Raw genomic sequence first — 22,990 nt, 5'->3', positions numbered from 1 at the left:
AACTATTCCAATCCCAGTTCCTCGAAACTGTGTTTCTTGATCAGTTCCATAGCCTCTACCACCGAATCTTCAGTATCATATACATACAAAAACACGGTCATTTCTTCTCCAATTTTCTGGCTTACCATGTTCATCACGATTTCTTCCCTCTGATCTTTACTCAGCCCAGCCAGTTCCTCCTTTTGAAGCAGATCATGCCATTCCTTCATTAACGCCAATCTACCATCTTCATCTCTGGCAAATTCGATAAAACGCTTCATCATCTCTTTCGATTCATATTCTAATTCTGTAGCTGTATATTTTCGACTGGGATTCAGTTGCTTAATAAACTTAGGAAAGGTTTTTGTATACATATTCCTACACCATACTTTCGACTGTGTACGATCTCCCCACTTACTCATTTCATCTGTTTTATCCACCATAGAAGTTCCCAGATTAACTACAAATGCAAATTTCTGGTTGTTGTATTCATCATATTCTTTTCCAATTTGATAGCAGCGTTCTACAATCTGCCGTTCTTCTTCAGAAAATTCCACGGTATTTGCAAAATGCTCCTCATAATTCCACACAGGTTCATAGGTACTTTTATCTTTTTTTGATCTTAAATACATATACCAGCCCAGATTGATTTCCGCCTTATATCGCTTATTTTTTAATTTTTCCTTGACCGGAAGACTCGGATCATAAGGCGGGTATTTTTTTTCAGCCTCTAGGACCTTTTGAATATCCTTTTTATAGAACTTAATAATATGAAGGCGACCTTCCTGCTGTTTAAGATTCTCTGCCGCCAGACCATATGGAAACAACTCTTGTACAATTTGTTGCTGCCGTTCAGTCAACTGATCCCATATACTCTGTATTGTGCCGCCCTCTTGACCTATAAGTTTACCATTATAGACTACCATGTCCTTATTTTTTTTCAACTTTTTCTGCAACTTTTCTATTTTTTTATTATCTTCTGCATTTTGTAATTGATTTTCAACTTCTATAACATGTTCTAACCAACTAAGAAAAAGTTTTTGATTTTTCGCGATTTTCTTCTCGTTCGCCATTACGCACCTCCTGCATGGGTTTCTTTACTGGTTTTATTGTACACTATATGATGCTAATTGGGAATTACATTTTAAATATCGTGCCCGGCGCACGATATTCTATGGTATACTGAAATCACTAAAATATGAAAGGTGAGAAACATCCCTATGTCATCTTATCGCGAAATCGATGTGCTAGATGAAACGAAACCAATTCTTCTGGTGCAGGACACTGACACCCGCAAGATGTATGTGAAGAAGCCCATTCCTGCACACAACAGAGAGCTGTATAACAAACTGCAGGTATTCTCCTTCTCCGGCATTCCACAGATCCATGAGTTCTGTGAAACCGAAGAGGGTCTTTTTCTGTACGAAGACTACATCTCCGGCCAGACGCTGCAGACCGTTTTAAATGAATCTTTTAATCTTCCAGAGGATGCCGCCGTCGATATCGTATGCCAGTTATGTGATATTCTCTCGCCTCTCCATCGCTGTGATCCGCCCATCATCCATCGCGATATCAAACCGTCCAATATCCTTCTGACTCCCTCCGACCATGTGATTCTCATCGACTTCGATGCATCCCGTGAATTTGATGCCGGGAAACCAGAAGATACCGTTCTCCTTGGCACAAGAGAATATGCCGCTCCGGAGCAGTACGGCTTCGGGCAATCGGACGCTCGCTCTGATATCTATGCACTGGGCGTTCTGCTCAACAAGATGCTCACCGGCACTTATCCCAGATATGAACGCCCAGCAGAATCTCTCGGCGAAATCATCACACGCTGCACAGCATTGCTTCCAGAGCAACGGTACGCTTCCGTAGAGGAATTGAAATCAGCTCTGATTTCCCGTTCTTCTAAAAGCTTACCTCCGTGCCCTGTCCGCAAATCCCATCCGATCCTGGCATTCCTGCTGTCTATTGCAGCCATTATGATCGGAAGTTCACTCTCCATTCCCACGAAGACTTCCACACAGCACCTGATGCAGGATCATATCTGCGTTACCCTCTGGCTGCTGTTTCTCGTGATGCTCCTGTGCAACATCGGTGGGATCTCCGATAAGCTGCCGATTCTCCGCAGGTCGACCGTCTCCGGCTTCCTGTTCTGGATGTTGTTCTCCGGGTTTCTGGCTGCAGGACTGCTGCGCCTTCTGTATCTTTTTTAATCCTTATTTCAGGATCGGAAGTCCCAGCCGGTCCAGTTCCAGATTGATATAGATGACCTTGCGGATTCCTTTATTGATATGCATCAGCAATACGGAATCTCTCTTGTTTCGGGAATACAGCGGTGATACCTTCAGCAGCTTCATTGCTCTGTTGATTTCATCTTTCTTCATTCCTGCCGCGATGCACAGTGCCAGAGCTTTGTCTCTTCCGGGATTCCGTTTCGTTCCATTGGTGATCTGAGTGGCATAGTCTTTATCGAGATTGCAGTCAGCGATCACCTGTGCATGAACTATATCATGTTCTGCCAGATATTCATTAAAATACTGACAGAATCCATATCCTTCTTTATTGGTATAGCGATCGAGATATTCCTGCAGCTGTTCTTCTGACGATACACTGTCTAACACCTTGTCCAGTTCTTCCGTTTTTAACTTGTTGTTTGCCATGTTTTTTCCTCCTGATATATTTTAACTGAGCACGTCGTATTATATCCTGAATTTTCTACTGACTCAACACGGCAAACGTTGAAACTTCAGTACTTATAAGGGATTTTTACCCCCCCCCAGAAGGGATTTTCATGGATTTTCGCATAAAAAACGGGCAGTTTTCTCATGTTTTTTTGTTATGAATCACCACCCGTTTTTCTTAAATTTCCTATGTAAGCATCAGCCTCAATTTTTTCAAAATCCGCTGTTTCTGTGAATGCAGAGTCTTGCTGTTTACACCCAGCTTCCTGCCTGCTTTTACTTCACTGAGATTTTCCACATAGATCCAGTACAGGATTTCCTGTTCTTTCAACGGAAGCGTTCTGATCGCCCGCATCAGCTGGCTTTTATCAAAATCCCGCATCACTGTCTCCTCTACGCTTTCACAGTGACGATCCTGATCAGTTTCTTTCAGCTCGCAGGTAGCTGCTGCATATTTGTTGTTGTGATAGCATTGCCTGCTGCGAATCCTGTTATATTCATCGAACAGTTCTTTCTCAACGTAGATCTTACGGCCTTTCACCGGAATATATCGTTTCTTTTCCATGTAAATCCACCCTCATTCCAAATCAGGAGCATATCTTGTGATCAGCTGCATCTAGCTTACATATACTTTGCTTCCCAGCTTCGCACAGATCCATCCAGATGGAATCTGGATCCAGATCTGACTGCCGGACACCTGTACCTTCTGCACGGTAACCCGCGTTCCCTGTGTCAGCACAGCATAAGTCCCACTCAAAGCATGCTTTCTGCCGTCAGCTGTAAGTTCACTGCGCTTTTTTCTCCGGTAGCTTGTCCCCGGGCCGGTGCGAACATTCATATCTGCCCGTAAGGTCAGCGTGGCTCCAGCACGATAATTCCCTGAGGAAGAGGATGATCCTGTATTTCCTGCCTGTGCCACGCCGGAACGAACGAACTGCAGCCCCTTCGTTCCCTGCACCTTTGTAAACGCCGGATCGATATAGAAGATCTTTTCTGGCGGATAATTTCCTCCTGAAGTCGCCAGGACCCAGGCTCCTCTGGTGTTCTGCTTCCATCCGTTGCCCTGCGCTCTGCCGCGCCCCGCAGAAATATGGAAGTGATACCCGGTAGCCCTGCCGTCGTTTCCCTCCAGGAACATGGCCGCTCCCTGCCGGAATACCTGTCCCACTTTCAGCTTGCTCAGCGTATCATCGTTGGGATGGATCACCATGATCGTCACATAATCCGTAAAGCTGGGCGTCTGCACAGGCGCCTGGGACTGGATCCATATGGTATTCGTGCCCTTTGCACCAACTCCATAAATACGCTTGATGCTGCAGTCAAACGGCGCATAAAAATAACTTCTGCCCGTAGTACCGGAGTTATCGTCGATCGGATAATCCCGGGGACTACCGTTATAGTTCTTGCTGTGGCTGTAGGTACCGGTATAACTTTGCGTAATGTTCATGGTTTTTGTGGGATATTTACATCGCTGCATGATGAGGTTCCTCCTTTTTCTTCGAACTGTTTATTGAACATAGCTGCATAGGCGCTGAAATATTCGGCTTCCCAGTCAGTGTTTTCCTGTATCTCCTCCTCCGATCGGAAGATCTGAACCGGTTTCTCAGGGTACTGCACGTTTTCCCCGAAGGCTGCCCCCAGGCTGTAACCTGCGTACATCCCATTGACCCAGCCTGCGATATTGATAAACTCCAGCTGCTCTTTCTGCTTGCTTTCATACGCCTTTAAAAACGGCTCCAGCTTTTTCGGCGTAAGCCGCCAGAAAAGCCCATAGTCTACCCCTATCTGCAGTGCGCCCGGTAAATACACCTCATAAATCAGCTCCCTGATGCTTTCACATACTGTTATACCGTTTTTTCTCCGCTCGTTTCCGTGCTCGCAGCATTCCCCTTCTCCTGGCTCTGGGAGAGAGCGCGAAAAAAACCGCTCTCATTTACCGCCTTATTGATGCTTTCCATGAGAGGGTCCAGACTGCCTCCGGAAGCCAAATGCTGTTCAATTTCCATACCTGCCTTTTCCATGTCATCATCCATGGCGAGGGCTAAGAATCCTCTGACCGTCGTTAAGACTTTCTGATCCATTTCCGTTAAGGACACACCCATGTCCTCCAGCTTGCACATGGTGTTAAAATTCAGTTCAGGCATCGTATATTCAGTTCCGTTGATTTTCATAATTTCCTCCGATTGTTCTCCTTCACCGCCGCCAGCCCGGCAGCAGTTTTTTAACGTTATAACGGGAAAAAGGGCGCAAGGCCCTTTTCCCCGGAAATGTCAGGCATTACCTTTGCCTGGATTATGCAGTCTTTTCGATCTTGGAAGACGGTGTAACAACGATCTTCATGTCTACAGCTGCGTTTACTGCGCCTGCTGCGATCAGAGCGCTGTGCTGACCAGTCATGGAGTAGTTCACGCCGTTGATCTTGATCACATAAGTCAGCTCTTCGTTTTCGCAAGCTGTCAGTTCTGCGAACTGTGCTTCATCGTAGTTAGCAACAAATTCCATAGCGCCCATGCCCTTAACGCCAGGGATGAACTTCTGTACATCATCTGCCAGAGATGTTACGTCGATCGCTGCCGGTGCTACTCCCAGATCCGGGAAAGACTTGATTTTTACTTCGATTTCCTTGTTGTCGCTCTTCTTAACTGTTAAAACGGTTCCTTTTGTGCTAATTGCCATTGTTTTTTCCTCCTAAATTTCCTGTTGTTTGATTTTTACGATTTCCTTCGCCAAAGCGATTTTTTCTTCCCTGCTGGGACATGAGATCCTGCAGACGATTCCCTCGTATTCTTTTTTCCGGAATCCTGCTTCTACAAAAATCTCTTTTAAATCCAGCGTGGTTTTCGCCTCTGCAAAGTCCGACTCGAATTTCTGTAAGCGTTGATTGGCTTCTGTTAAAGCCTTGTTTTCCTCCCGCAGCGCTTTTAGCTTTTCATTGACTTCATCAAAGCGCTTTTTCGGGATCAGGATTTCTGTACTTTCTTCGTTCAAGTCTGTATCCTCCCTTCATTTGTTCTCCCTGTCTGTCAGGTGTGAGATCTAAAAAAGTCTTGGGCTGCGCAGCCTTGCTGGCGGCCCAGCTTTTTTATGCAAGTTCTGTAAGTTCGATGTTCTGATCTGTTTTAATGAGATATACGGTCGTGTCCCGGCGTATACCGGCCGTGCTGTCGTACAGAGTGGTCTTCATATCCAGAACATTCCAGCCATCGTTGAGATACTGATTCAGCTGTTCTTCCACGTACTCGCAATCTCCGTAAATACATTTTGTTTCTACCATCGTTTCCTCCTTTTTCGCTAGTTATAATGCGTGGATGGGCGGCAGTGGCTGGCTGCTCCATAAGGCTTTGATCCGTGTTTCCTGCGGAAGCTCCTTCTCCGACCCCGTCCGAGGCGCCCAATGCTGTGAAGCGTTCAAGACGCAAGTATCATGATTACCCGGCGCAGATCGTCGCCATAAAAACCGCCACGGTCTCTATTTCGCACAGTAGTGTTGCAGCCCGTCAATGCTATTAACTCCACGGCTGCCTTTCTCGCAAAGCGCACTTGTACGGCGGCTCCATGTGCAGGGAACGTACCCATCCTCGCTATGAAATTGTCAAAGTTCTGTTTCTCGAAGGCTTCTTGAAACGGTGTTCCTTTGTCCTTCATCTTTGTAAATAGGATTACTGACAGATTCGCCTGAAAGAATTTGAGATTTTTTGAAAAAAAGAATAAAAAAAGGGAGATTGCAATGTTTTCATATTGCAATCCTCCCTAAAAATACCGGGGAATATAATGGTGTTTAGATAGGTGCGACGAGTTGCTGCCGTTTCCTGCCCGAGCTGCAGCTCGGGCAATAAAAAAAGGCTGCCATACTAATCACTTAGTACAGCAGCCCACCCTCTATTCCGGCCACTCCGCTTCCTTAAATCCCATCAGCACCATCTCGCCGTCGATCAGCAGCGGACGCTTCACCAGCATACCGTCGGAAGCCAGCAGTTCGATCTGCTCCTCCTCGCTCATCTGAGGCAGTTTATCCTTCAGTCCCAGTTCCCGGTACTTCATCCCGCTGGTATTAAAAAATTTCTTGACCGACTTGCCGCTGATGCGGATCCACTGCGTCAATTCTTCCTTCGTCGGATTTTCCTCTACGATATGACGATCCTCAAATTCGATCCCGTGCTCCTCCAGATACTTCTTAGCCTTCTTGCACGTCGAACACTTCGGATTTCTATAAAAAGCATATGATGATTTCCTCCTTTTCCTTCGATACCTCCATTATATTTTGCATGACAATATTTATCAATCTATAATTTTACAGCTCGTCTTTATCTGCATAGTTTTTCCCTGATCGCCTTCACCAGCTGGATCACAGGAATATTCAGAAATGCCAGCCCGTATACCGTCATCAGCTGCGGCAGTCCCAGAGTCTGTACTTTGAAAACATGATCAAGACCAGGACAAGCTATCGCCAACGTAATAAGGATCATGCCCAGCACAAATGCTCCGATGAGCCATTTGTTGTTCCAGACTTTGCGAGTAAACACGACAGGTCTGTCGGATTTGCAGTTGAATCCATGGAACAGACGGCTTACGCACAAAGTCCCGAATGCCATGGTGCTGCCCAAAAGCGCACTGCCGCCCAGATCAGCAGCTGTGAACCATCCATGATATCCGATCAGAAATGCCACTGTCGTCATCACGCATATAGACACGCCCCCTGCACCGATCCTGGCCAGAAATTCACCAGTCAGAATCGACTCGTCTGCCGGACGCGGCTTCTCATTCATAAGCTCCCTCCTGTGCGGTTCCAGCCCCAGTGCGATCGCCGGAAGGCTGTCAGTCAGTAAATTGATAAACAGCAGATGAACCGGCGCGAACGGTACCGGCAGCGCGAAAACAGAAGCAAACAGAACTACCAGGATCGCTCCGAAGTTCCCCGAAAGCAGGAACTGGATCGCATATTTGATATTCTTATACAGATTTCTCCCGTTTTCTACAGCCTTTACAATCGTTGCGAAATTATCATCTGTCAGGATCATAGATGATGCATCCTTAGACACCTCAGTTCCTGTGATCCCCATTGCCACTCCAATGTCAGCCTGTTTCAGCGCCGGAGCATCATTAACACCATCCCCTGTCATGGCAACGATATTGCCCTTATCCTGCCAGGCACGAACGATCCTGATCTTGTGCTCCGGAGATACACGGGCATATACAGAAATATGATCCACATGCTCCCGCAGTTCTTCGTCGGTCATACCATCGATCGAAGCTCCTTCACACGCCTCAGACTCATCCTTTAAAATTCCGATTTTCTTCGCAATAGCAGCTGCTGTCACCTTGTGATCTCCCGTGATCATCACCGGTTTGATACCCGCTCTGATACACTCTGCCACCGCCGCCTTTGATTCTTCTCTCGGTGGATCCATCATGGAGATCAACCCCAGAAATACAAGATCCTGCTCATCGTCAAGCTGCGGGATCAGCCCCTCTTCGATCTTCTTATACGCGAATGCCAGAACACGCAACCCATTCTCTGAAAAACTCTGGTTGCAGGCAGCGATCTCCGCCTTATCCCGTTCTGTTATCTCACGGACTCCGCCGGAAGTCTGGATCTTCGTCACACGATCAAGCAGCACATCTACCGCACCCTTCGTAAGCATCCAGTCCCGCCCTTCAGCCACATCCGACTTTTCTGCACGTTCAAAAAACGCAGCCCGCTCTCCTGAGATCCTGTTGCACGTAGACATCAGTTTCCGATCGCTGTCAAACGGGATCTCACCGACACGGCTACACGCTGCACGTTCCGTTTCGTACGAAACACCCAGCTTCGATCCAATATTGATCAGTGCCGTTTCCGTTGGGTCACCCAGTTCCTTGCCTTCTGCGATAGAGGAATCATTACAAAGCATACTGGTCAGCAGCAGCTGCATTTCCTCCGGATTGTTCAGATCGATATCATCCGCCTTGATCTTACGTCCATGTACATAATAATCTTCTACCGTCATCTTATTCTGCGTCAGCGTACCTGTTTTATCCGAACAGATCACAGAGACACTTCCCAGACCTTCCACCGCCTGCAGCTTGCGTATGATAGCGTGTTCTCTGGCCATTTTCTGCGTCCCGAATGAAAGCACGATGGTGACGATAGAACTCAACGCCTCCGGAATAGCCGCAACAGCCAGCGCTATGGCAAACAGGAACGCATCTCCTATCGCCTCTCCCCGCAAAACGCTGATACCGAACAATATCCCACAAAACACGAGTATCAGTATTGACAGCTTTTTCCCGAAGTTATCAAGATTCATCTGCAAAGGTGTCCGCTTTTCTTTTGTCGTGCTGAGCAGTGTTGCGATCTTTCCTACTTCTGTTTCCATTCCGATCGAAGTAACCAGGAACTCACCACGCCCGTAAGTAACGAAACTTCCCGAATACACCATGCAGAGACGATCGCCAAGAGGTGCTTCGCCTTCAATAGCCCTGCTGTCCTTGTCCACTCCCAGGCTTTCTCCTGTAAGCGCACTCTCATCCACCTTAAGACCGGCATTTTCCACGATGCGTCCGTCTGCCGGAACAAAATCTCCCGCTTCCAGGCTCACCAGATCACCTACCGTGATTTCCGCAGAAGGGATCTTTACAAACTGCCCGTTTCGAAGCACTTTAGCTTCCGGAGCCGACATTTTCTTCAGACTGTCCAGAGACTGTTCCGCCTTGACCGTCTGCACCGTTCCTAAAACAGCATTGAGCGTGATTACGATCAAAATAACTGCAGCACTTTCAAAATCCCCAAGTACCCCGGAGACGATCGCAGCGATGATCAGGATCACAACAAGAAAATCCTTGAACTGTTCTAAAAAAATCTGCGCAACGGATTTTTTCTTTCCCTCTGCCAGTGCATTAGGACCGTATCGTTCCCGATTTGCTGCCACCTGTTCCTCGGTCAATGGAGCCTCGCTGCCATTTATTGCGATCTTGGCTTCCTGCGACGTCATCTGATAAAATTCCTTCATACCTCATTCCTTTCTTCCTGCTAAACTCTCCCATAATTAAAAAAGAGACTTTAACGCACTGTAAAAAACAATGCGATAAAAGTCTCACAATTTCATTACGTACCGGATGGTTCCCCATCGCGCTGACGATATCGTAAACGCAATCTGCGTCTGTTACTCCCTTTCATCGTTGGAATAATATTATCCTTTTCAGCCAAAAAAGTCAACCATTTTTTCAGATATTCTTTCCGTACTACCGCAAAAACGGCATCCATCGGATGCCGTTTCTCATTCATTTGAAATTCAGATTCTGCGTTCCTGCACGATCCTAGGACTCCATAACATCTTTACCGTCATAGTAATTGCAGTTCGGGCAAACTCTGTGCGGAAGCTTTGGCTCGTGGCACTGCGGACAAATAGAAAGTCCCGGTGCTTTCATCTTCATATTCGGAGATCTTCTCTTATCTCTTCTTGCTTTTGAAGTTTTTCTCTTAGGTACTGCCATGTTTTACACCTCCTCGCTCCAATGTGTGATAATTATATTACCAGAAATCACAAATATCCTGTGATTTAATTTGCAACTCCTAAAGTATACCGTTCCTGGGTAGTACTTGTCAACCACTATTTTTGACAAGTCCCCAAAATACAGTCTACGCCTGACCCTTCGTTACGATGTTGAAAGTATCTCTTGCGATCATCAGCTCTTCGTTTGTCGGGATCAGGAGAACCTTCACCTTGGAATCTTCTCTGGAAATGATCATTTCCTTGCCTCTTACCTTGTTCTTCACAACGTCCAGCTTGATTCCCAGGTTGCCCAGGTCATTACAGATAATGTCTCTCATGGAGATATCGTTTTCACCAACACCTGCAGTGAATACGATCGCATCCACACCGTTCATTTCTGCAATGTATGCGCCGATGTAAAATCTTACTTTGTGAGCGAACACCTTCAGCGCCAGCATAGCTCTTTCGTTACCTTCTTCTGCAGCAGCTTCGATGTCTCTGAAGTCACTGGATACACCGGAGATACCTAAAACGCCGGATTTCTTATTCAGGATCTCGTTGGCAACACCCGGTTCGAGACCTTCTTTTTCTCTGATGAACGTAACGATCGCCGGGTCGATATCACCGGATCTCGTTCCCATTACAAGACCTTCCAGCGGAGTGAAGCCCATGGAAGTGTCGATGCACTTGCCTCTCTTGATGGCAGATACAGATGCACCATTGCCCAGGTGGCATGTGATCAGCTTCAGGTCATCCAGATTTACGTTCAGCATGTCAGCAGCTCTTTCTGATACGTACTTGTGGCTTGTTCCGTGGAATCCGTATCTTCTTACGCCATACTTTTCATAGTATTCGTAAGGCAGAGCGTAAATATAAGATTCAGGAGGCATCGTCTGATGGAACGCTGTATCAAATACGCCTACCATCGGAGTATCCGGCATCAGTTCCTGACAAGCTGCGATACCCAGAAGGTTTGGTGGATTGTGGAGCGGAGCCAGTTCGATACATTCTTCCAGAGCCTTGATCACAGCATCATCGATCAGTACAGAGTGAGCGAACTTTTCTCCGGCATGTACGACACGATGTCCTACTGCTCCGATTTCGCTCATATCTTTCACAACGCCGTGATCAGCATCCTGGATCGCCATCAGAACATGCGAGATCGCATCCTTGTGGTCTTCCATCGGTACGATCAGCTGGAACTTGTCGCATCCTGTTTTTTCGTGTGTAATCACAGAACCTTCCATTCCGATTCTTTCAACTAAACCCTTACAAAGCAGAGATTCGTTTGTCATATCGAGAACCTGATACTTTAAGGAAGAGCTTCCGCAGTTAATTACTAAAACTTTCATTTACGATTTCCTCCATGTTATTTTAATTGGTTTCTATTTATAAGCAACTATAATATTATACCGTGTAACCCGCTTTCATTCAAGGGATTTAACTAACTTTTCATGGAATGCTCACCTTTGATATACGGATGCATTACCTTGTCCGAAAAACGATATAGACTCCGCCCGCTGATCAAATTGTAAAAATCCGATGCCAGACAGTCATATTCCAGCATTTTTCCGGCCTCCAGGACTGCTTGTCCATCTTTATTGATATTGGTGATAATCGGGATCGACAGATCTTTCTCTTTTTTTAAATGTCGCAGAAGTTTTCGTCCCATCTCCCCCGCTGCCAGCACCCTCGCATAAGGTTTCCCAAGCGGATCAGAGCCCTTCACCCCCAGGAGCACATAAAGGAGCAGCCTGCGGATCGTCGCCTCTGTATAGCGCTTCGACACCATCATGGATAAAAATCTCTGCATGCTGTCAGCCGAAACGATCTCCTTTTTCAACTTGTTTTCCAGGCCCTCGCCCATACAGTAAATTTCGGAAAGCTCTTCGTGCGGGCTTCTGATCAGTTCATACCGCAAAAGCCGGAACATCTCCTTCTCCATGGCAGCCGGAACGTGAGCTGCAGCAAGCTTTGCATGAACCGACTCCGGAACGTAATTCTTCGTCCCCGCTGCATCGTGCTCGATCATCCGCCGGATAGCAGAAGCTCCCGCATAACCGCTCGCCCCGTTTTTCTCGAAATATCCGGATCCGTACCGCTTGACTGTCACGGCTTTCATCGGATGTCCCTGCTCTCTCCAGTACACCATCCGCTTCAGATATTCCAAAGCCAGAATGTTGTTCGGCTCTGCCATCAGCTTCGTTCTCGCCGTTCCAAAAATATGCTCCGACGCCAGCTGAAGGCTCTTTGCAAAAGAAAAGCCTTTTTTCATGAAATGCATCCGGTCTTCCGCCAGGGTTTCCCGATGCCTGACCATATCTTCCGCAAGTGCCTGCAAAGCTTCCAGATCTCCGCTTTCACTTCCGAAAGAGATATGAGAAACGCCCAGGCTCTGCAAAATATCTACAGCGCCCTGCGCGAAGAATTCCGCCCGGTTACAGGCATACAAAAAAGGCAGCTCCACCACAAGATCTACGCCTTCTTCCGTCGCGATCCTGCTTCTGGTCCACTTGTCCATGACGGCAGCTTCACCTCTCTGGGTGAAATTCCCGCTCATGACTGCGATGATGCAGTCTGCTTCCAACGCTTCCCGTGTCTTTTCAATATGATAACGATGTCCTTTGTGAAACGGATTGTACTCCGCTGTGATCCCTGCTATTTTCATGGTTTCATCATACCATAAGAGCCGCCAGAAGAAAAGCAATGATCGCAGAAAACAAGCTGTGAGTCATTTTGCTGAGAAACAGATATCGCAGCGATATGCCTGAGCCGGCAAGCATGCTCATAGACTGTCCCAGGACCGAAAGCCCGCCCCATGACAATATCCCCGCACAAAGAATGCACCGCAGAGCATCCGAAATCCCCACGCACTCCGCTACCGCTCCGCAGCCCACGGTCATTTCAAAAAATCCTTTGACGATCGCCCGCAGCCAGGTGCATCCGACCAGCGAAAACACCCCGCAAAGATGCATCATATCCGTAGCAAAAGTAAACAGCACAATATAGGCCAGGATTATCCCCAGTGATTTGAACGCTGACAGCATAGCCTCTGTCAGCGATTCCTGCATTCCTTTCTCTTCTTCGATACGCATGCTCCCTGCAAAGCCACACTCCTTTCCTAAAACTGCCGTATATACCATGCCGTTGACAGCAGCTCCCAGATAATGAGCCGCCGCAATGATACCGCCCAGAAAACCAGATCCCAGCATACCGGTTCCAACTGCACCTATGAGAAATGCCGGACCTGACGTGCTGCAAAAGCTCATGAGACGCTTTGCTTCTCCCACTGAGATCTCGCTGCTGCGGCGCAGATCCCCCACGATCTTTGCACCCATGGGATAACCCGAAAGCACACTCATCAAAAACGGGAATGTACCCGATTTCAAATACCGTATCACGCCGATGTTCTGCAAAAAATTCGCACAAATAAAAAAAGGCAGCAGTGCCGGCAGAACGCTGGACGCCCAAAGAGAGATCCCTTTTCTGGCTGAATCCATGGCTACCTGCGGGAATATGACCATCAGGATGCAGCATCCCCCGCTCATCAGCCCCGCCATGATCATTCGTTTTCTTTTGCCATAAAAAATATCCATGGTTCATTGTATTCACGAACCATGGATCGATAGAACTGTTCTTTTATGTCTCCCGTCTCTCTGCCCGGGATCCTGTTACTCTTCTTCCCGCGGAGCCTGCTCAGGGCCTAGAGCAGATGACGGCTCCGGCATTTCTTCTGCATTGATCTGCGTCCGGTAGGACATGTCTTTTAATTCCTCCCGGTTGGCAGCCAAAGCGGAATTGATGTCATCAAAGGCTTTCTCGATGCTGGTGAACATTTCACCAAAATAAATGGAACTCAGATGCTCCATCTTGCCCTGAAAGCTATATAAAATACTGTCCAGATAATCATATGTACCGATTTTCAGCTGCTTGGCCGTACTTTCTGTTACCTGCATCAGCTCGTCAGCACGCATCTTGGCTCTTACGGTGATATCGTTGTTTTCTACCAGAGCGTCTGCCTGCTTCTGCGCATCGTCGATCACTGCCTCGTACTGGGTCTTTGCCTCTGCAATGATCCGTTCCCTTTCATTTTTGATCCACTGTGCCTGCTGGATCTCGTCCGGAAGCTCCGCACGGATTTCTCGCACGATTTCGAGAAGCTCCTGAGAATCTACCATGATCTTTCCTGTCAGAGGAAAACCTGCAGCTGTATCAACGATTTCTTCGATTTCTTCTAAAAGTTCTAAAACTCTCATAACATCCTCCTGTCTTCGGTCAAAGCCTTCATACTTCTCAAAATTTCATCCGGAACCAGTCCTTCTATACTGCCGCCAAGTGAATGGACTTCCTTCACCATGCTGGAACTGATAAAAGAAGACTGCGGATCCGTCATCAGGAACACGGTTTCCACCGCCTCGTTAAACAGACGGGCATTCATCTGGGCCATCTGGATCTCATACTCAAAATCCATGGAAGACCGCAGCCCCCGCACGACAACGTTAAAGCCGTTCTTATTCACATAATCCGCCAGCAATCCGGAAAAGCTGTCTACCCGTACATTCCCCAGCGGTTTCATGGTCTCTTCGATCATCTCCTTCCGCTCCTGCAGCGAGAAAAGAGATTTCTTGGCAGGATTCATGATGATCCCCACCGTAAGCTCGTCATAAAGCTTGGAAGCCCTTTCTATGATATTATAATGTCCATTGGTCAACGGATCGAAAGAGCCTGTATAAAGAGCCTTTGTTTTCATGCCTGATCCTCCTGCTAATACTGATTAAAATTATAGCATGATTATACGCGGGATTCAACCATTTGCATAAATGGAAAGCATGACGATCCCGTATCTTCGTTCTTTTTGTTTCTGAAATCCGTGCAGTTCTTCCGGCATCTTTTCTTCTCTGCGATGCTCCGCTACGATCACACCGTCTTCTGCCAGCAGTTCGTTTTCTGCTATCAGGCGGAAGCATTCATCCAGAAGCCCCTTATTGTAAGGCGGATCCAGCAGGATGATGTCAAAAGGTTCTGTCTGATTTCCCAGGATCTTTCGGTAGTCTCCCGCTTCCACGCGCGCGCCTTCTTCCGCTTTGCAGTGAGCGATGTTTTCTCTGATCAGTCTCAGGCTTTCTCTGGAGCTGTCTGCAAAGACGCATGTCTCCGCGCCCCGGCTAAGCGCCTCGATCCCCAGATTTCCTGTCCCGGCAAACAGATCCAGCACACGGCTGCCCCAGATCTTCTCCGTCAAAATACTGAATAGTGCTTCCTTCACTTTATCTGTAGTCGGCCGAATGGAATAATCCTGCGGCGACTGCAGTCTTCTGCCTTTATAATCTCCGGCAATGATCCTCATTTTATATCCTCCTGCAGCTTCGGCTGCCATTATATTTTCTATATTCTGCTATCCATTCTAGCACCCATGACCAGAAATATCCACAACAAAATGAAAAAGAGATATTCGCCCTTGTGCAGGGGAAACATCTCTCTTTTCACACTTGTTTTGTTACAAGCTTACACCAGCAATAACGAGTTTATTTTCCGGACATCTGCTGTTCGGCCATTTCGACCAGTTTCTTGGTCATATAACCGCCCACGTAGCCATTCTGACGAGCCGTAAGGTTTCCCTTATCTGCCTGTTCATAATTGGCCAGGCCCAGCTCGTTGGCTACTTCCGTCTTCAGACTCTTTAATGCAGGCTTTGCGCTTACATTCATCTTATCCTGTAAAGACATATCTTCTCACCTCCTGTACTAATAATTTAACCAGGGCAGTGAAAAGTATGATATGCAATTATTTCCTAGAGATTCAGGCTCATATCTTCACCAAACAGCTTCGTGATCCGCCGCTTCAATTCTGCGTTTTCTTCTTTCTGCAAAAGCGGATCCTCCGCAAGGATCTTCTTTGCCTCCTGCCGGGCATGCTCCATGATCTTCAGATGCTTTGCAAGATCAGCCACATTCAGTTCCGGGATCCCATGCTGTCTGGTGCCAAAGATATCTCCCGGGCCACGCAGCTTCATATCCTCTTCTGCGATGAAAAATCCGTCAGAAGAGCTTTGCATGATCTCACCTCGTTTCTGAGCCAGTTCCGACTGGCTCTGCGTAATAAGGAAACAGTAGGACTGCCATCTGCCTCTGCCGACGCGACCTCGCAGCTGATGCAGCTGTGCAAGACCGAACCGCTCCGCATTTTCGATGACGATCACAGAAGCATTCGGCACGTTGATCCCGACTTCGATCACGACCGTCGCTACCAGCACATCGATTTCTCCCAGGTAAAACTCCTGCATCACCTGATCTTTTTCCACCTGTTTCATGCTCCCGTGGATCAAAGCCACTTTATACTCTGCAAAGCGTTTTGCCAGTTCTTCATACACCGTCTGCACCGATTTCAGATCCAGCGTGTCGGAATCTTCGATGAGCGGAGTCACAACGTAAGCCTGTCTTCCCTGCTGCAGCTGTTTTTCTACGAAGTCGTAACATGCTTCCCGTTTTTCGCCGGTCACATTTCGCGTCTTGATCACTTGTCTGCCCGGCGGCATCTCATCCAGTACTGACACATCCAGATCTCCATACAGCACCACTGCCAGCGTTCGCGGGATCGGCGTCGCCGTCATTACCAGCACATTAGGATTTTGCCCTTTTTCTTTTAATCGTATCCGCTGATTGACTCCAAAACGATGCTGCTCATCAGTGATCACAAGCCCCAGTCTGGCAAACTCCACTTCCGGCTGTATCACGGCATGGGTGCCTACAAGGATATCGATCTGCCCGTCTTTAAGCTGTTCCAGTATCTCACGCTTTTCTGAGGCCTTCAGCGATCCCGACAGGAACCCTACTCTGATCCCATGCGCTGCAAAGCTTTTTCGCAAGCCCTCAAAATGCTGATGCGCCAGGATCTCTGTCGGAGCCATCATGACCGCCTGACAACCGCCACGCACCGCTTTATACATGGCCGCTTCAGCAACAGCGGTCTTGCCGGATCCTACATCTCCCTGCACCAGCCGGTTCATCGCCCTGCTGCTTTCCAGATCGCCCTCGATTTCTTCTATGCATCGTCTCTGCGCCCCTGTCAGCTCATAAGAAAAGCTGCCAAGATATGGCTGGATATCCACCTTTTTCGAGATCCGAATGCCCTTTTCTCCAGTTTTGATGTTTTGCCGCACCGCAAACAATCCCGTCTGTAAAATCAGCAGCTCATCGAATATCAGCCGGTACTTTGCCTCCAGCAGTTTCTGTTTTTCCTCCGGAAAATGGATATTCTGCAAAGCATATTCCATGCTGCACAGGCGATTTTCTTTGATCAGCTTCTGCGGGATCGCATCCTTCGCTTCCCTGCAAAGGCTGCGGATCTGCTGCTGCCACTTTCTCATATCTTTCTGTGACAATCCCTGAGACAACGGATAGACGGGGAAGATCCCTCGAAATCCCGACTCTTCTTCTATGTCGCAAAACTCCGGCTGAAGCATTTGCAACTTTCCGAAATTTCGTGACACCTTCCCATAAAACACCCACTCACTTCCAGTGCGAAATTTATCTTTCAAATACACTGCATGAAAAAAAACGACTTCCAGAGAACCCGTATCATCGCTCACGAGCACTCGCAGCCGCTGTTTTCCTCCGTAGCGGTATTTATCCTTGACCACCAGATCCACAGTTCCCCGTATCAGAAAAGCACTTCCTTCTTTCAGATCCCCGATCGCGGAACATGCCCTTCTGTCTTCATAGTCTCTCGGGAAAAAGAACAACAGATCCTCCAGAGTATGGATATTTAATTTTTTCAGAGCCGCCGCTTTTTTCGGTCCAACGCCTCTCAGATCTGTAATGACGTCAAAAAGCTCCATCCCTCTCCCATCCTTTCTGTTTCGCCCCGGTCATCAGCGACTCACTTCGATATGCCGCTTGACGATATTTTTCGAAAGAGTTCCGGTCACAACGATCTTCACCGTCTTCGGTTTGATCTTCATCACCCGTTCCAGATTTTCATAGATCCCATCGATAAGTTTTTCTGTCACTCGTTTGATGCTGGTTCCAAAGTGGATGACTACATACACGGTAAGGATCATACCCTCTTCCGTCTCTTCCACCTGGATCCCTCCGGCTTCCTCTTTATAGATGTTCATGCGGGATGCCAGCCACGGCATCATATTTTTATATTTCCCTTTATAGTTCAGGATATCCACTTTGTCGCCGCAGGATTCCACTGCTTCCATCACGATACGGTTGATGGTACTTGCCGGAAAATGGATCTCTCCCAGTTTCGTTTCTATGTCAAACATGCTCTGCTCCTCGTTTTATTCTTTACACGTTTCTTTTTAAATTTTAGCTTTTATCAGGTCATTTGACAAGCAGAATCTTTTTTGGCACACCTTCACATCAGATCTCATATACTAACCTGAGGTGACATGACATGAAGAGAACCCGTTATGGCTGCTGTCCTCCTAAAAAGAAAAAATGTAAACGCCCCTCGCAAAACAGGAAACTGGGACTGGTCATGCTGCTGCTTGGGCTGTTGACAGCCATGGCGCTCCTGCTGCCGCTAAAAGGCTGGATTGTTTTGCTATGCGTCTCGATCATCGTCTGCGGGATTCTGCTGCTGCGCGGGTAGGCGCGCTGTCTTTGGCAGAAGAAAAAAAGGGCTGTCACCCTAACGATCTTAAATCGTTAATGCGACAGCCCCTGGTTTGCGAGGTTCTTAGATGGCACGGTTAACTTTGCCTGACCGGATGCATCTTGTGCATACTTTGGCTTTTCTAACAGTTCCGTTTTCTTCAACTCTTACAGACTGAATGTTAGCATTCCATTTTCTTCTTGTGTGTCTGTTGGAATGGGATACATTGTTCCCGGAAACCTGACCTTTACCACAAATTTCACACTTTCTTGACATCTGCCGCACCTCCTTGTACCTGTAGTATTTAAAAGCTTTCGCAATTCTTCCGTTTCAATTTATCCTCCACTGCCGTTTCTGTCCACATCAAAAATTACAGTTTCAGACTCGAACATATAGCATTATAGCACAGAGCATCCCCTAATACAAGTATATTTTTTCTTCGTTCCTGCTCTTTTTTCCTCGCTTCTGTACTTAATTTTCGTCGAAAAATTCAGAGCGCAGGATGGACATCAAGTGCAGATCATAATACTTGCCGTCCTTCTTCGCTGCATTTCTTGCTGTTCCTTCATCTTTAAAGCCAAGGCGCTCATACAGTGCCGCGCCGCGTCTGTTGCCGGCATAATGATCCAGCGTCACACGCTCCATGTGCAGGAAGGTAAAGCAATACTCCAGCAGCTCGTGCATGATTTCTCTGCCCAGCCCGTTTCCCCACAGGGAGGATTCTCCAATATAGAACCGGGTAATATCCAGGGAGTCAAAGTTCCTGTCGATCCTTGTGATATAGATCCTTCCCACCGGCTTGCCGTTTTCCCTTGCAACGATGGTATAATCCAGTTTCGTCGGATCCTTCTTGCTGTAAAGGGCTTCCGTGACCACATCCTCATAGCTTCTGTTTTCATCGAAGCTCATGTACTTCGTGATATTCTCATCACATTCCCACTTTGTAAAATATTCATAATCTGAAAATCTAGTTTCCCGTATAACAAAGTTTTGTGTCTCCATGAATGTTCTCCTCTTATATTTTTTACTCTTCTTCACAGAATCTTTACACTTTATGATTATTTTATAGTATGATATTATTATATTCGCAAAATTAATATTTAACAAGGAGAATCTCACATTATGAGACGTTTTTTCATAGCAATGGTAACTGTGGTGCTCATGACTTCCGCAGTTTTTTTGAGCGGCTGTTCTCTGGGCACTCCTGATCGGGAAACAGAACTCAAAGACACATTATCTGATACCTACAGTGAATTGAATTCCACATTCTCTGGAAACACCGGGAAATATCCACTGGTCGCTGAATATCTGACTTCATGGGCCAAATCCAACGACCTGACCGTAAAAGAGAATGCCGAACATTATATGGTGATCGTCAACCCGGCAACAAAAGGATGCGGAAAAAAAGAATCCACTGTCCTGGAATGCGCTGTCAAAACAGGTGACTTCGACAACTCTATGCAGCCGCTGGCCGTTTCCATGACTGCTCTGCTGGGACCGGAATCCCACGGCAAGATCACACTGATCGTCACCGAAAACAACGACGGCAATATGATCGGCGCGGCTTCAGTCGATCCGAAATATTATGAGTGTGACAACTTTATCAATATGGAATATTCGAAAGATATCCAGCTATTGACGTCCGGCTCTCATACCTTTACTTCCACTATGTCCGCGGATTTACAGACCGCATCGCCATCTTATTCCAGGACATATACCATTACAATGTCCACATCGGCATATGCGGATCCGTTTGATTTTGACACCCACTACCCGAATCCAGTGGAGACCATAGGAAGCCTGTTGGCCACAGAAAAAAGTTCCGGCAATCTGTTCCAGCTGGTATCCTTTGACTGCAAGGTAGACAATGGGTATACACCTGGTTCTGCCACTGCTGTGGTCGTGATCGACGATAATGATGTAGAAAGCTTTACAAAAAAATTCGACAAATCCAACGAAAGCATGAAGAAAAAATTTGACAAGCTGGAAGATCACTTCGTATACACCATGACGGAGACTTCCACGCCGGATCAGGTGATCGCGTCTCAGTCCAGCGATAACATCATCAGCCTTATGTACACACTCCAGACAGGTATTTTCCTTCAGGATGAGGATTCCGGCGATATCATTTCAGAAGCATACATTTCTTCCATCAGTACAGCAGGAAACAAACTGCAGCTGACCATCGGTTCCCGCAGCCTGCAAAAGAGCGTGATCGATGAAATGAACACATCGTTCTCCACAACATCAGGGCTTTGCGATATCGGATATTCCGCATCCGAGCAGAGCATGACCTGGTCTGCAAACAAGGATAAACCTCTGGCCGGCTTCTTTGCAGATGCGTTGAGCATCGATGATTCCAAGCCGCTGAACACCCTCAACAGTTCAGAATGCGACATCTTCGCATCTAAGGTGCCCGGTCTGAATATCATTTCATACCGGTTCAATTCCGAAAACAGAGAGGCAGCACTGCTGAACACGCTCCACTTCATGGAGAGTCTTGTTGATACAACAAACTAAATGCATGAAAAACCCCGATCCAGGTCGAAAAGTTTTCGTCCGGATCGGGGTTGTTTTTTCTGTTGCGGGATGCGCCGCTTCTATCCTACATAAGCAAAATTTGCCGTCGCTGAAGCAAGAAGCTTTCCTGATTCTTCATCGTAAGCAGTGGATCTTGTTCTGATGAGATTTCTTCCCATGTAGAGGATCTCTGTATCGATCAGAAAGCTCTCTCCCAGAAACGGCCGAATAAAGCTGACATTAAGCTCCGCTGTCGTTACCGGTCTTCCGCTTTTGGCCATGATGCTCATTCCCATAGCAGTATCCATCATACCGGATACTGCTCCGCCATGCACCTGCATCCGCTGATTCCGTTCCCAGTCTTTTTTGATAAAGCGGATTCGGCACTCTGTGCCGTCTTTGCTGCATCCCACTGGTTGAGGATCCAGCGCTGTATTCATATTCTCAAATTCTTCATTCACAACGCCGCTGATAAGTTCCTGAAAGCGCTCCTCCACTTCCTTTGATCTGAATTTATCTAAGCTGTTTTGTTCTGTCATTCTCTTTCTCGTTCTCCTTCTGCTGTAAAATTGCTGCTGCGAGTCTAATTCCTTCTAATCCTCCAGGATATAAGCGCTGAGGATCTGTCCGTAATAGGCTGTATGGTAATCGCGATTTGCCCCATGGAACGATCCATCAACATCTGCCGGATAAAAAATTTTCTTTCGCTTTTCACTGATCTGATCCGGATCCTGCTCCTGCTTGTAAACCACTTTGCACTCCAGGGTCAATGGAAGCTCCCTGATCGCCGGAACGGAGATCTTCTCTGCTTCTACCGGAGTCAGCCCCAGCTCCTGGAATTTGTCCACGTCGCGTCCGGATTTCGTTCCGCAGAAATTCAGGATATCCTTTGCATCCTGACCATAAGGAATATTCACTGTAAATTCACCGTTCTTATCGATCAGCTCTTTGGTGAACCTGTGCTCACGCAGGAACGTTACGAAGACCGGCCTGCCCCATTCGATCCCCAGCATACCCCAGGAAATGGTCATGGAGTTGACCTGATCATCCGCCTTCGCCGTCAAAAGCACACCTTCCTTCAATTCTTTCACGATCCCCGTCAGATTATCGTATACATCTATCTTTTTTCTGTTCATCGTTTCCTCCTCAAAATCACGTTGATCCACTGTCCCTCATGTCTGCCTGGAAGCGCATCGCCCGTAAGCCACATCCGCTCCAGATCAAAACAATTCAGTTCCGCCAGAAGTCTTTCCATTTTCTTTTCTTCGAAATCCGTATAATACCGTCCGTCGCGTTCTCCCTCGAAGGTCCCGTATTTGAACGTCGTATAGAACACGCCCTGTGGTTTTAACGCGCCATGGATCCGCTTCATCACATCCATGATTTCCTCATAAGTAAGGTGCAGGATCGAAGCGCATGCCCACAGCCCGTCATAAGCTTCCGTTTCTTCAAAATCCTGAAACATCATATTACGGACATCCATTCCCAGATATTCTGATGCGATCCTGCAAAGCTCCTGCGAGCCGTCCAGTGCCTCGACGATCCTTCCCGCTTCAGCAAAAGCCTTTGCATCACGCCCGCTGCCGCACCCGAAATCCAGGATCCTGGCATCTCTTCGCAAGAATCCCAGAAAATACTCCCGGATCTCCGCAAGATCCGCATCTACCGTTCTCTCATAATACTCCTGTGCATTCTGATCATAGTAATCAATGGTACTCATATCAGTCG

Annotated in this window: 28 protein-coding genes and 1 pseudogene; 3 read left to right on the top strand and 26 right to left on the bottom strand. The window is 47.3% G+C overall.

What is annotated here, in order from left to right:
• Window positions 1-2: 2 nt before the first annotated feature.
• A complete protein-coding gene (locus H8876_RS09210; RefSeq protein ID WP_249287497.1) occupies window positions 3-1,052 on the bottom strand; it encodes a hypothetical protein in 1,050 nt (349 codons plus the stop codon).
• 147 nt (window positions 1,053-1,199) lie between these two features.
• Here H8876_RS09210 and H8876_RS09205 point away from each other — a divergent pair, with 147 nt between their 5' ends.
• The gene (locus tag H8876_RS09205) at window positions 1,200-2,198 is read left to right on the top strand and encodes a serine/threonine-protein kinase (RefSeq protein ID WP_249287496.1); all 999 of its coding nucleotides are present in this window, start codon (window positions 1,200-1,202) and stop codon (window positions 2,196-2,198) included.
• Window positions 2,199-2,201: 3 nt separating this feature from the next.
• Here H8876_RS09205 and H8876_RS09200 read toward each other — a convergent pair whose 3' ends face one another.
• The 20 genes and pseudogenes from H8876_RS09200 to H8876_RS09105 form a co-directional block, all read right to left on the bottom strand.
• The gene (locus H8876_RS09200) at window positions 2,202-2,645 is read right to left on the bottom strand and encodes a hypothetical protein (RefSeq protein ID WP_249287495.1); all 444 of its coding nucleotides are present in this window, start codon (window positions 2,643-2,645) and stop codon (window positions 2,202-2,204) included.
• 208 nt (window positions 2,646-2,853) lie between these two features.
• Window positions 2,854-3,231: a sigma-70 family RNA polymerase sigma factor gene (locus tag H8876_RS09195; RefSeq protein WP_249287494.1), complete on the bottom strand. Its 378-nt coding sequence runs from the start codon at window positions 3,229-3,231 to the stop codon at window positions 2,854-2,856.
• A gap of 51 nt (window positions 3,232-3,282) precedes the next feature.
• Window positions 3,283-4,143 (bottom strand): hypothetical protein, encoded by an 861-nt coding sequence (locus H8876_RS09190; RefSeq protein WP_249287493.1) that lies wholly within the window; start codon window positions 4,141-4,143, stop codon window positions 3,283-3,285.
• The gene (locus H8876_RS09185) at window positions 4,110-4,475 is read right to left on the bottom strand and encodes a hypothetical protein (RefSeq protein ID WP_249287492.1); all 366 of its coding nucleotides are present in this window, start codon (window positions 4,473-4,475) and stop codon (window positions 4,110-4,112) included. The genes H8876_RS09190 and H8876_RS09185 overlap by 34 nt, the downstream gene beginning before the upstream one ends.
• 35 nt (window positions 4,476-4,510) lie before the next feature.
• The gene (locus H8876_RS09180; protein WP_249287491.1) at window positions 4,511-4,837 is read right to left on the bottom strand and encodes a hypothetical protein; all 327 of its coding nucleotides are present in this window, start codon (window positions 4,835-4,837) and stop codon (window positions 4,511-4,513) included.
• A gap of 121 nt (window positions 4,838-4,958) precedes the next feature.
• Window positions 4,959-5,342, bottom strand: a complete 384-nt coding sequence (locus H8876_RS09175; RefSeq protein WP_249287490.1) for a hypothetical protein — start codon at window positions 5,340-5,342, stop codon at window positions 4,959-4,961.
• 12 nt (window positions 5,343-5,354) lie between these two features.
• Window positions 5,355-5,654 (bottom strand): hypothetical protein, encoded by a 300-nt coding sequence (locus H8876_RS09170; RefSeq protein WP_249287489.1) that lies wholly within the window; start codon window positions 5,652-5,654, stop codon window positions 5,355-5,357.
• Between the two features lie 94 nt (window positions 5,655-5,748).
• On the bottom strand, window positions 5,749-5,940 hold the full coding sequence (locus H8876_RS09165) for a hypothetical protein (RefSeq protein WP_249287488.1): 192 nt from the start codon (window positions 5,938-5,940) through the stop codon (window positions 5,749-5,751).
• 605 nt (window positions 5,941-6,545) lie between these two features.
• Window positions 6,546-6,878 (bottom strand): annotated as a pseudogene (locus tag H8876_RS09160) (arsenate reductase family protein); the annotation flags it as partial.
• Between the two features lie 92 nt (window positions 6,879-6,970).
• Window positions 6,971-9,655 (bottom strand): cation-translocating P-type ATPase, encoded by a 2,685-nt coding sequence (locus H8876_RS09155; RefSeq protein ID WP_249287487.1) that lies wholly within the window; start codon window positions 9,653-9,655, stop codon window positions 6,971-6,973.
• A gap of 307 nt (window positions 9,656-9,962) precedes the next feature.
• Window positions 9,963-10,139: a 50S ribosomal protein L32 gene (gene rpmF / locus H8876_RS09150; protein ID WP_249287486.1), complete on the bottom strand. Its 177-nt coding sequence runs from the start codon at window positions 10,137-10,139 to the stop codon at window positions 9,963-9,965.
• A 145-nt stretch (window positions 10,140-10,284) separates the two neighbouring features.
• A complete protein-coding gene (locus H8876_RS09145) occupies window positions 10,285-11,490 on the bottom strand; it encodes an acetate/propionate family kinase (protein WP_177264962.1) in 1,206 nt (401 codons plus the stop codon).
• 92 nt (window positions 11,491-11,582) lie between these two features.
• Window positions 11,583-12,806: a nucleotidyltransferase gene (locus H8876_RS09140; RefSeq protein WP_249287485.1), complete on the bottom strand. Its 1,224-nt coding sequence runs from the start codon at window positions 12,804-12,806 to the stop codon at window positions 11,583-11,585.
• Between the two features lie 7 nt (window positions 12,807-12,813).
• Window positions 12,814-13,734, bottom strand: coding sequence for a hypothetical protein (locus H8876_RS09135; RefSeq protein WP_249287484.1), 921 nt, complete (start codon window positions 13,732-13,734; stop codon window positions 12,814-12,816).
• Between the two features lie 75 nt (window positions 13,735-13,809).
• Window positions 13,810-14,394: a hypothetical protein gene (locus H8876_RS09130; RefSeq protein WP_249287483.1), complete on the bottom strand. Its 585-nt coding sequence runs from the start codon at window positions 14,392-14,394 to the stop codon at window positions 13,810-13,812.
• Window positions 14,391-14,888, bottom strand: a complete 498-nt coding sequence (gene coaD, locus H8876_RS09125) for a pantetheine-phosphate adenylyltransferase (RefSeq protein WP_249287482.1) — start codon at window positions 14,886-14,888, stop codon at window positions 14,391-14,393. The genes H8876_RS09130 and coaD overlap by 4 nt, the downstream gene beginning before the upstream one ends.
• A 54-nt stretch (window positions 14,889-14,942) precedes the next feature.
• The gene (rsmD, locus tag H8876_RS09120; RefSeq protein ID WP_249287481.1) at window positions 14,943-15,485 is read right to left on the bottom strand and encodes a 16S rRNA (guanine(966)-N(2))-methyltransferase RsmD; all 543 of its coding nucleotides are present in this window, start codon (window positions 15,483-15,485) and stop codon (window positions 14,943-14,945) included.
• Between the two features lie 178 nt (window positions 15,486-15,663).
• Window positions 15,664-15,864 (bottom strand): alpha/beta-type small acid-soluble spore protein, encoded by a 201-nt coding sequence (locus H8876_RS09115; RefSeq protein ID WP_249287480.1) that lies wholly within the window; start codon window positions 15,862-15,864, stop codon window positions 15,664-15,666.
• 65 nt (window positions 15,865-15,929) lie between these two features.
• Window positions 15,930-17,975: an ATP-dependent DNA helicase RecG gene (gene recG, locus H8876_RS09110; protein WP_249287479.1), complete on the bottom strand. Its 2,046-nt coding sequence runs from the start codon at window positions 17,973-17,975 to the stop codon at window positions 15,930-15,932.
• A 33-nt stretch (window positions 17,976-18,008) separates the two neighbouring features.
• Window positions 18,009-18,410, bottom strand: a complete 402-nt coding sequence (locus H8876_RS09105; RefSeq protein ID WP_177265762.1) for an Asp23/Gls24 family envelope stress response protein — start codon at window positions 18,408-18,410, stop codon at window positions 18,009-18,011.
• A 131-nt stretch (window positions 18,411-18,541) separates the two neighbouring features.
• On the opposite strand from H8876_RS09105, the gene H8876_RS09100 reads away from it, so the two are divergent.
• Window positions 18,542-18,739 carry a hypothetical protein gene (locus H8876_RS09100; RefSeq protein WP_249287478.1) on the top strand — a complete coding sequence of 66 codons (198 nt, stop codon included), beginning with the start codon at window positions 18,542-18,544 and terminating at the stop codon, window positions 18,737-18,739.
• Window positions 18,740-18,826: 87 nt separating this feature from the next.
• Here the strand turns inward: H8876_RS09100 and rpmB are convergent, their stop codons facing one another.
• Together rpmB and H8876_RS09090 are read right to left on the bottom strand one after the other, a co-directional pair.
• A complete protein-coding gene (gene rpmB, locus H8876_RS09095) occupies window positions 18,827-19,018 on the bottom strand; it encodes a 50S ribosomal protein L28 (RefSeq protein WP_177265760.1) in 192 nt (63 codons plus the stop codon).
• Window positions 19,019-19,213: 195 nt separating this feature from the next.
• Window positions 19,214-19,744, bottom strand: coding sequence for a GNAT family N-acetyltransferase (locus tag H8876_RS09090; protein WP_177265759.1), 531 nt, complete (start codon window positions 19,742-19,744; stop codon window positions 19,214-19,216).
• A 120-nt stretch (window positions 19,745-19,864) separates the two neighbouring features.
• Here H8876_RS09090 and H8876_RS09085 point away from each other — a divergent pair, with 120 nt between their 5' ends.
• A complete protein-coding gene (locus H8876_RS09085) occupies window positions 19,865-21,262 on the top strand; it encodes a zinc-binding metallopeptidase family protein (RefSeq protein ID WP_249287477.1) in 1,398 nt (465 codons plus the stop codon).
• Between the two features lie 80 nt (window positions 21,263-21,342).
• Here H8876_RS09085 and H8876_RS09080 read toward each other — a convergent pair whose 3' ends face one another.
• The 3 genes from H8876_RS09080 to H8876_RS09070 are packed head-to-tail and all read right to left on the bottom strand — an operon-like array spanning window position 21,343 to window position 22,982.
• Window positions 21,343-21,801 (bottom strand): PaaI family thioesterase, encoded by a 459-nt coding sequence (locus tag H8876_RS09080; protein ID WP_249287476.1) that lies wholly within the window; start codon window positions 21,799-21,801, stop codon window positions 21,343-21,345.
• Window positions 21,802-21,855: 54 nt separating this feature from the next.
• Complete coding sequence (locus H8876_RS09075; RefSeq protein ID WP_249287475.1) at window positions 21,856-22,398, bottom strand: flavin reductase family protein; 543 nt, start codon at window positions 22,396-22,398, stop codon at window positions 21,856-21,858.
• Window positions 22,395-22,982, bottom strand: coding sequence for a class I SAM-dependent methyltransferase (locus H8876_RS09070; RefSeq protein ID WP_249287474.1), 588 nt, complete (start codon window positions 22,980-22,982; stop codon window positions 22,395-22,397). The genes H8876_RS09075 and H8876_RS09070 overlap by 4 nt, the downstream gene beginning before the upstream one ends.
• Window positions 22,983-22,990: the final 8 nt, after the last annotated feature.

It is taken from the genome of Lentihominibacter faecis, assembly GCF_014306095.1.
GTDB lineage: Bacteria > Bacillota > Clostridia > Peptostreptococcales > Anaerovoracaceae > Lentihominibacter > Lentihominibacter faecis.
Note: the sequence above shows the minus strand (reverse complement) of the source record. Positions and strands in the feature narration are given on the sequence as shown.

Excerpts from the sequence above, each read along its gene's own strand:
- H8876_RS09210 (WP_249287497.1), bottom strand. The coding sequence starts at position 1,052 with ATGGCGAACGAGAAGAAAATCGCGAAAAATCAAAAACTTTTTCTTAGT.
- H8876_RS09205 (WP_249287496.1), top strand. The coding sequence starts at position 1,200 with ATGTCATCTTATCGCGAAATCGATGTGCTAGATGAAACGAAACCAATT.
- H8876_RS09200 (WP_249287495.1), bottom strand. The coding sequence starts at position 2,645 with ATGGCAAACAACAAGTTAAAAACGGAAGAACTGGACAAGGTGTTAGAC.
- H8876_RS09195 (WP_249287494.1), bottom strand. The coding sequence starts at position 3,231 with ATGGAAAAGAAACGATATATTCCGGTGAAAGGCCGTAAGATCTACGTT.
- H8876_RS09190 (WP_249287493.1), bottom strand. The coding sequence starts at position 4,143 with ATGCAGCGATGTAAATATCCCACAAAAACCATGAACATTACGCAAAGT.
- H8876_RS09180 (WP_249287491.1), bottom strand. The coding sequence starts at position 4,837 with ATGAAAATCAACGGAACTGAATATACGATGCCTGAACTGAATTTTAAC.
- H8876_RS09175 (WP_249287490.1), bottom strand. The coding sequence starts at position 5,342 with ATGGCAATTAGCACAAAAGGAACCGTTTTAACAGTTAAGAAGAGCGAC.
- H8876_RS09165 (WP_249287488.1), bottom strand. The coding sequence starts at position 5,940 with ATGGTAGAAACAAAATGTATTTACGGAGATTGCGAGTACGTGGAAGAA.
- H8876_RS09155 (WP_249287487.1), bottom strand. The coding sequence starts at position 9,655 with ATGAAGGAATTTTATCAGATGACGTCGCAGGAAGCCAAGATCGCAATA.
- rpmF (WP_249287486.1), bottom strand. The coding sequence starts at position 10,139 with ATGGCAGTACCTAAGAGAAAAACTTCAAAAGCAAGAAGAGATAAGAGA.
- H8876_RS09145 (WP_177264962.1), bottom strand. The coding sequence starts at position 11,490 with ATGAAAGTTTTAGTAATTAACTGCGGAAGCTCTTCCTTAAAGTATCAG.
- H8876_RS09140 (WP_249287485.1), bottom strand. The coding sequence starts at position 12,806 with ATGAAAATAGCAGGGATCACAGCGGAGTACAATCCGTTTCACAAAGGA.
- H8876_RS09135 (WP_249287484.1), bottom strand. The coding sequence starts at position 13,734 with ATGGATATTTTTTATGGCAAAAGAAAACGAATGATCATGGCGGGGCTG.
- H8876_RS09130 (WP_249287483.1), bottom strand. The coding sequence starts at position 14,394 with ATGAGAGTTTTAGAACTTTTAGAAGAAATCGAAGAAATCGTTGATACA.
- coaD (WP_249287482.1), bottom strand. The coding sequence starts at position 14,888 with ATGAAAACAAAGGCTCTTTATACAGGCTCTTTCGATCCGTTGACCAAT.
- rsmD (WP_249287481.1), bottom strand. The coding sequence starts at position 15,485 with ATGAGGATCATTGCCGGAGATTATAAAGGCAGAAGACTGCAGTCGCCG.
- H8876_RS09115 (WP_249287480.1), bottom strand. The coding sequence starts at position 15,864 with ATGTCTTTACAGGATAAGATGAATGTAAGCGCAAAGCCTGCATTAAAG.
- recG (WP_249287479.1), bottom strand. The coding sequence starts at position 17,975 with ATGGAGCTTTTTGACGTCATTACAGATCTGAGAGGCGTTGGACCGAAA.
- H8876_RS09105 (WP_177265762.1), bottom strand. The coding sequence starts at position 18,410 with ATGTTTGACATAGAAACGAAACTGGGAGAGATCCATTTTCCGGCAAGT.
- H8876_RS09100 (WP_249287478.1), top strand. The coding sequence starts at position 18,542 with ATGAAGAGAACCCGTTATGGCTGCTGTCCTCCTAAAAAGAAAAAATGT.
- rpmB (WP_177265760.1), bottom strand. The coding sequence starts at position 19,018 with ATGTCAAGAAAGTGTGAAATTTGTGGTAAAGGTCAGGTTTCCGGGAAC.
- H8876_RS09090 (WP_177265759.1), bottom strand. The coding sequence starts at position 19,744 with ATGGAGACACAAAACTTTGTTATACGGGAAACTAGATTTTCAGATTAT.
- H8876_RS09085 (WP_249287477.1), top strand. The coding sequence starts at position 19,865 with ATGAGACGTTTTTTCATAGCAATGGTAACTGTGGTGCTCATGACTTCC.
- H8876_RS09080 (WP_249287476.1), bottom strand. The coding sequence starts at position 21,801 with ATGACAGAACAAAACAGCTTAGATAAATTCAGATCAAAGGAAGTGGAG.
- H8876_RS09075 (WP_249287475.1), bottom strand. The coding sequence starts at position 22,398 with ATGAACAGAAAAAAGATAGATGTATACGATAATCTGACGGGGATCGTG.
- H8876_RS09070 (WP_249287474.1), bottom strand. The coding sequence starts at position 22,982 with ATGAGTACCATTGATTACTATGATCAGAATGCACAGGAGTATTATGAG.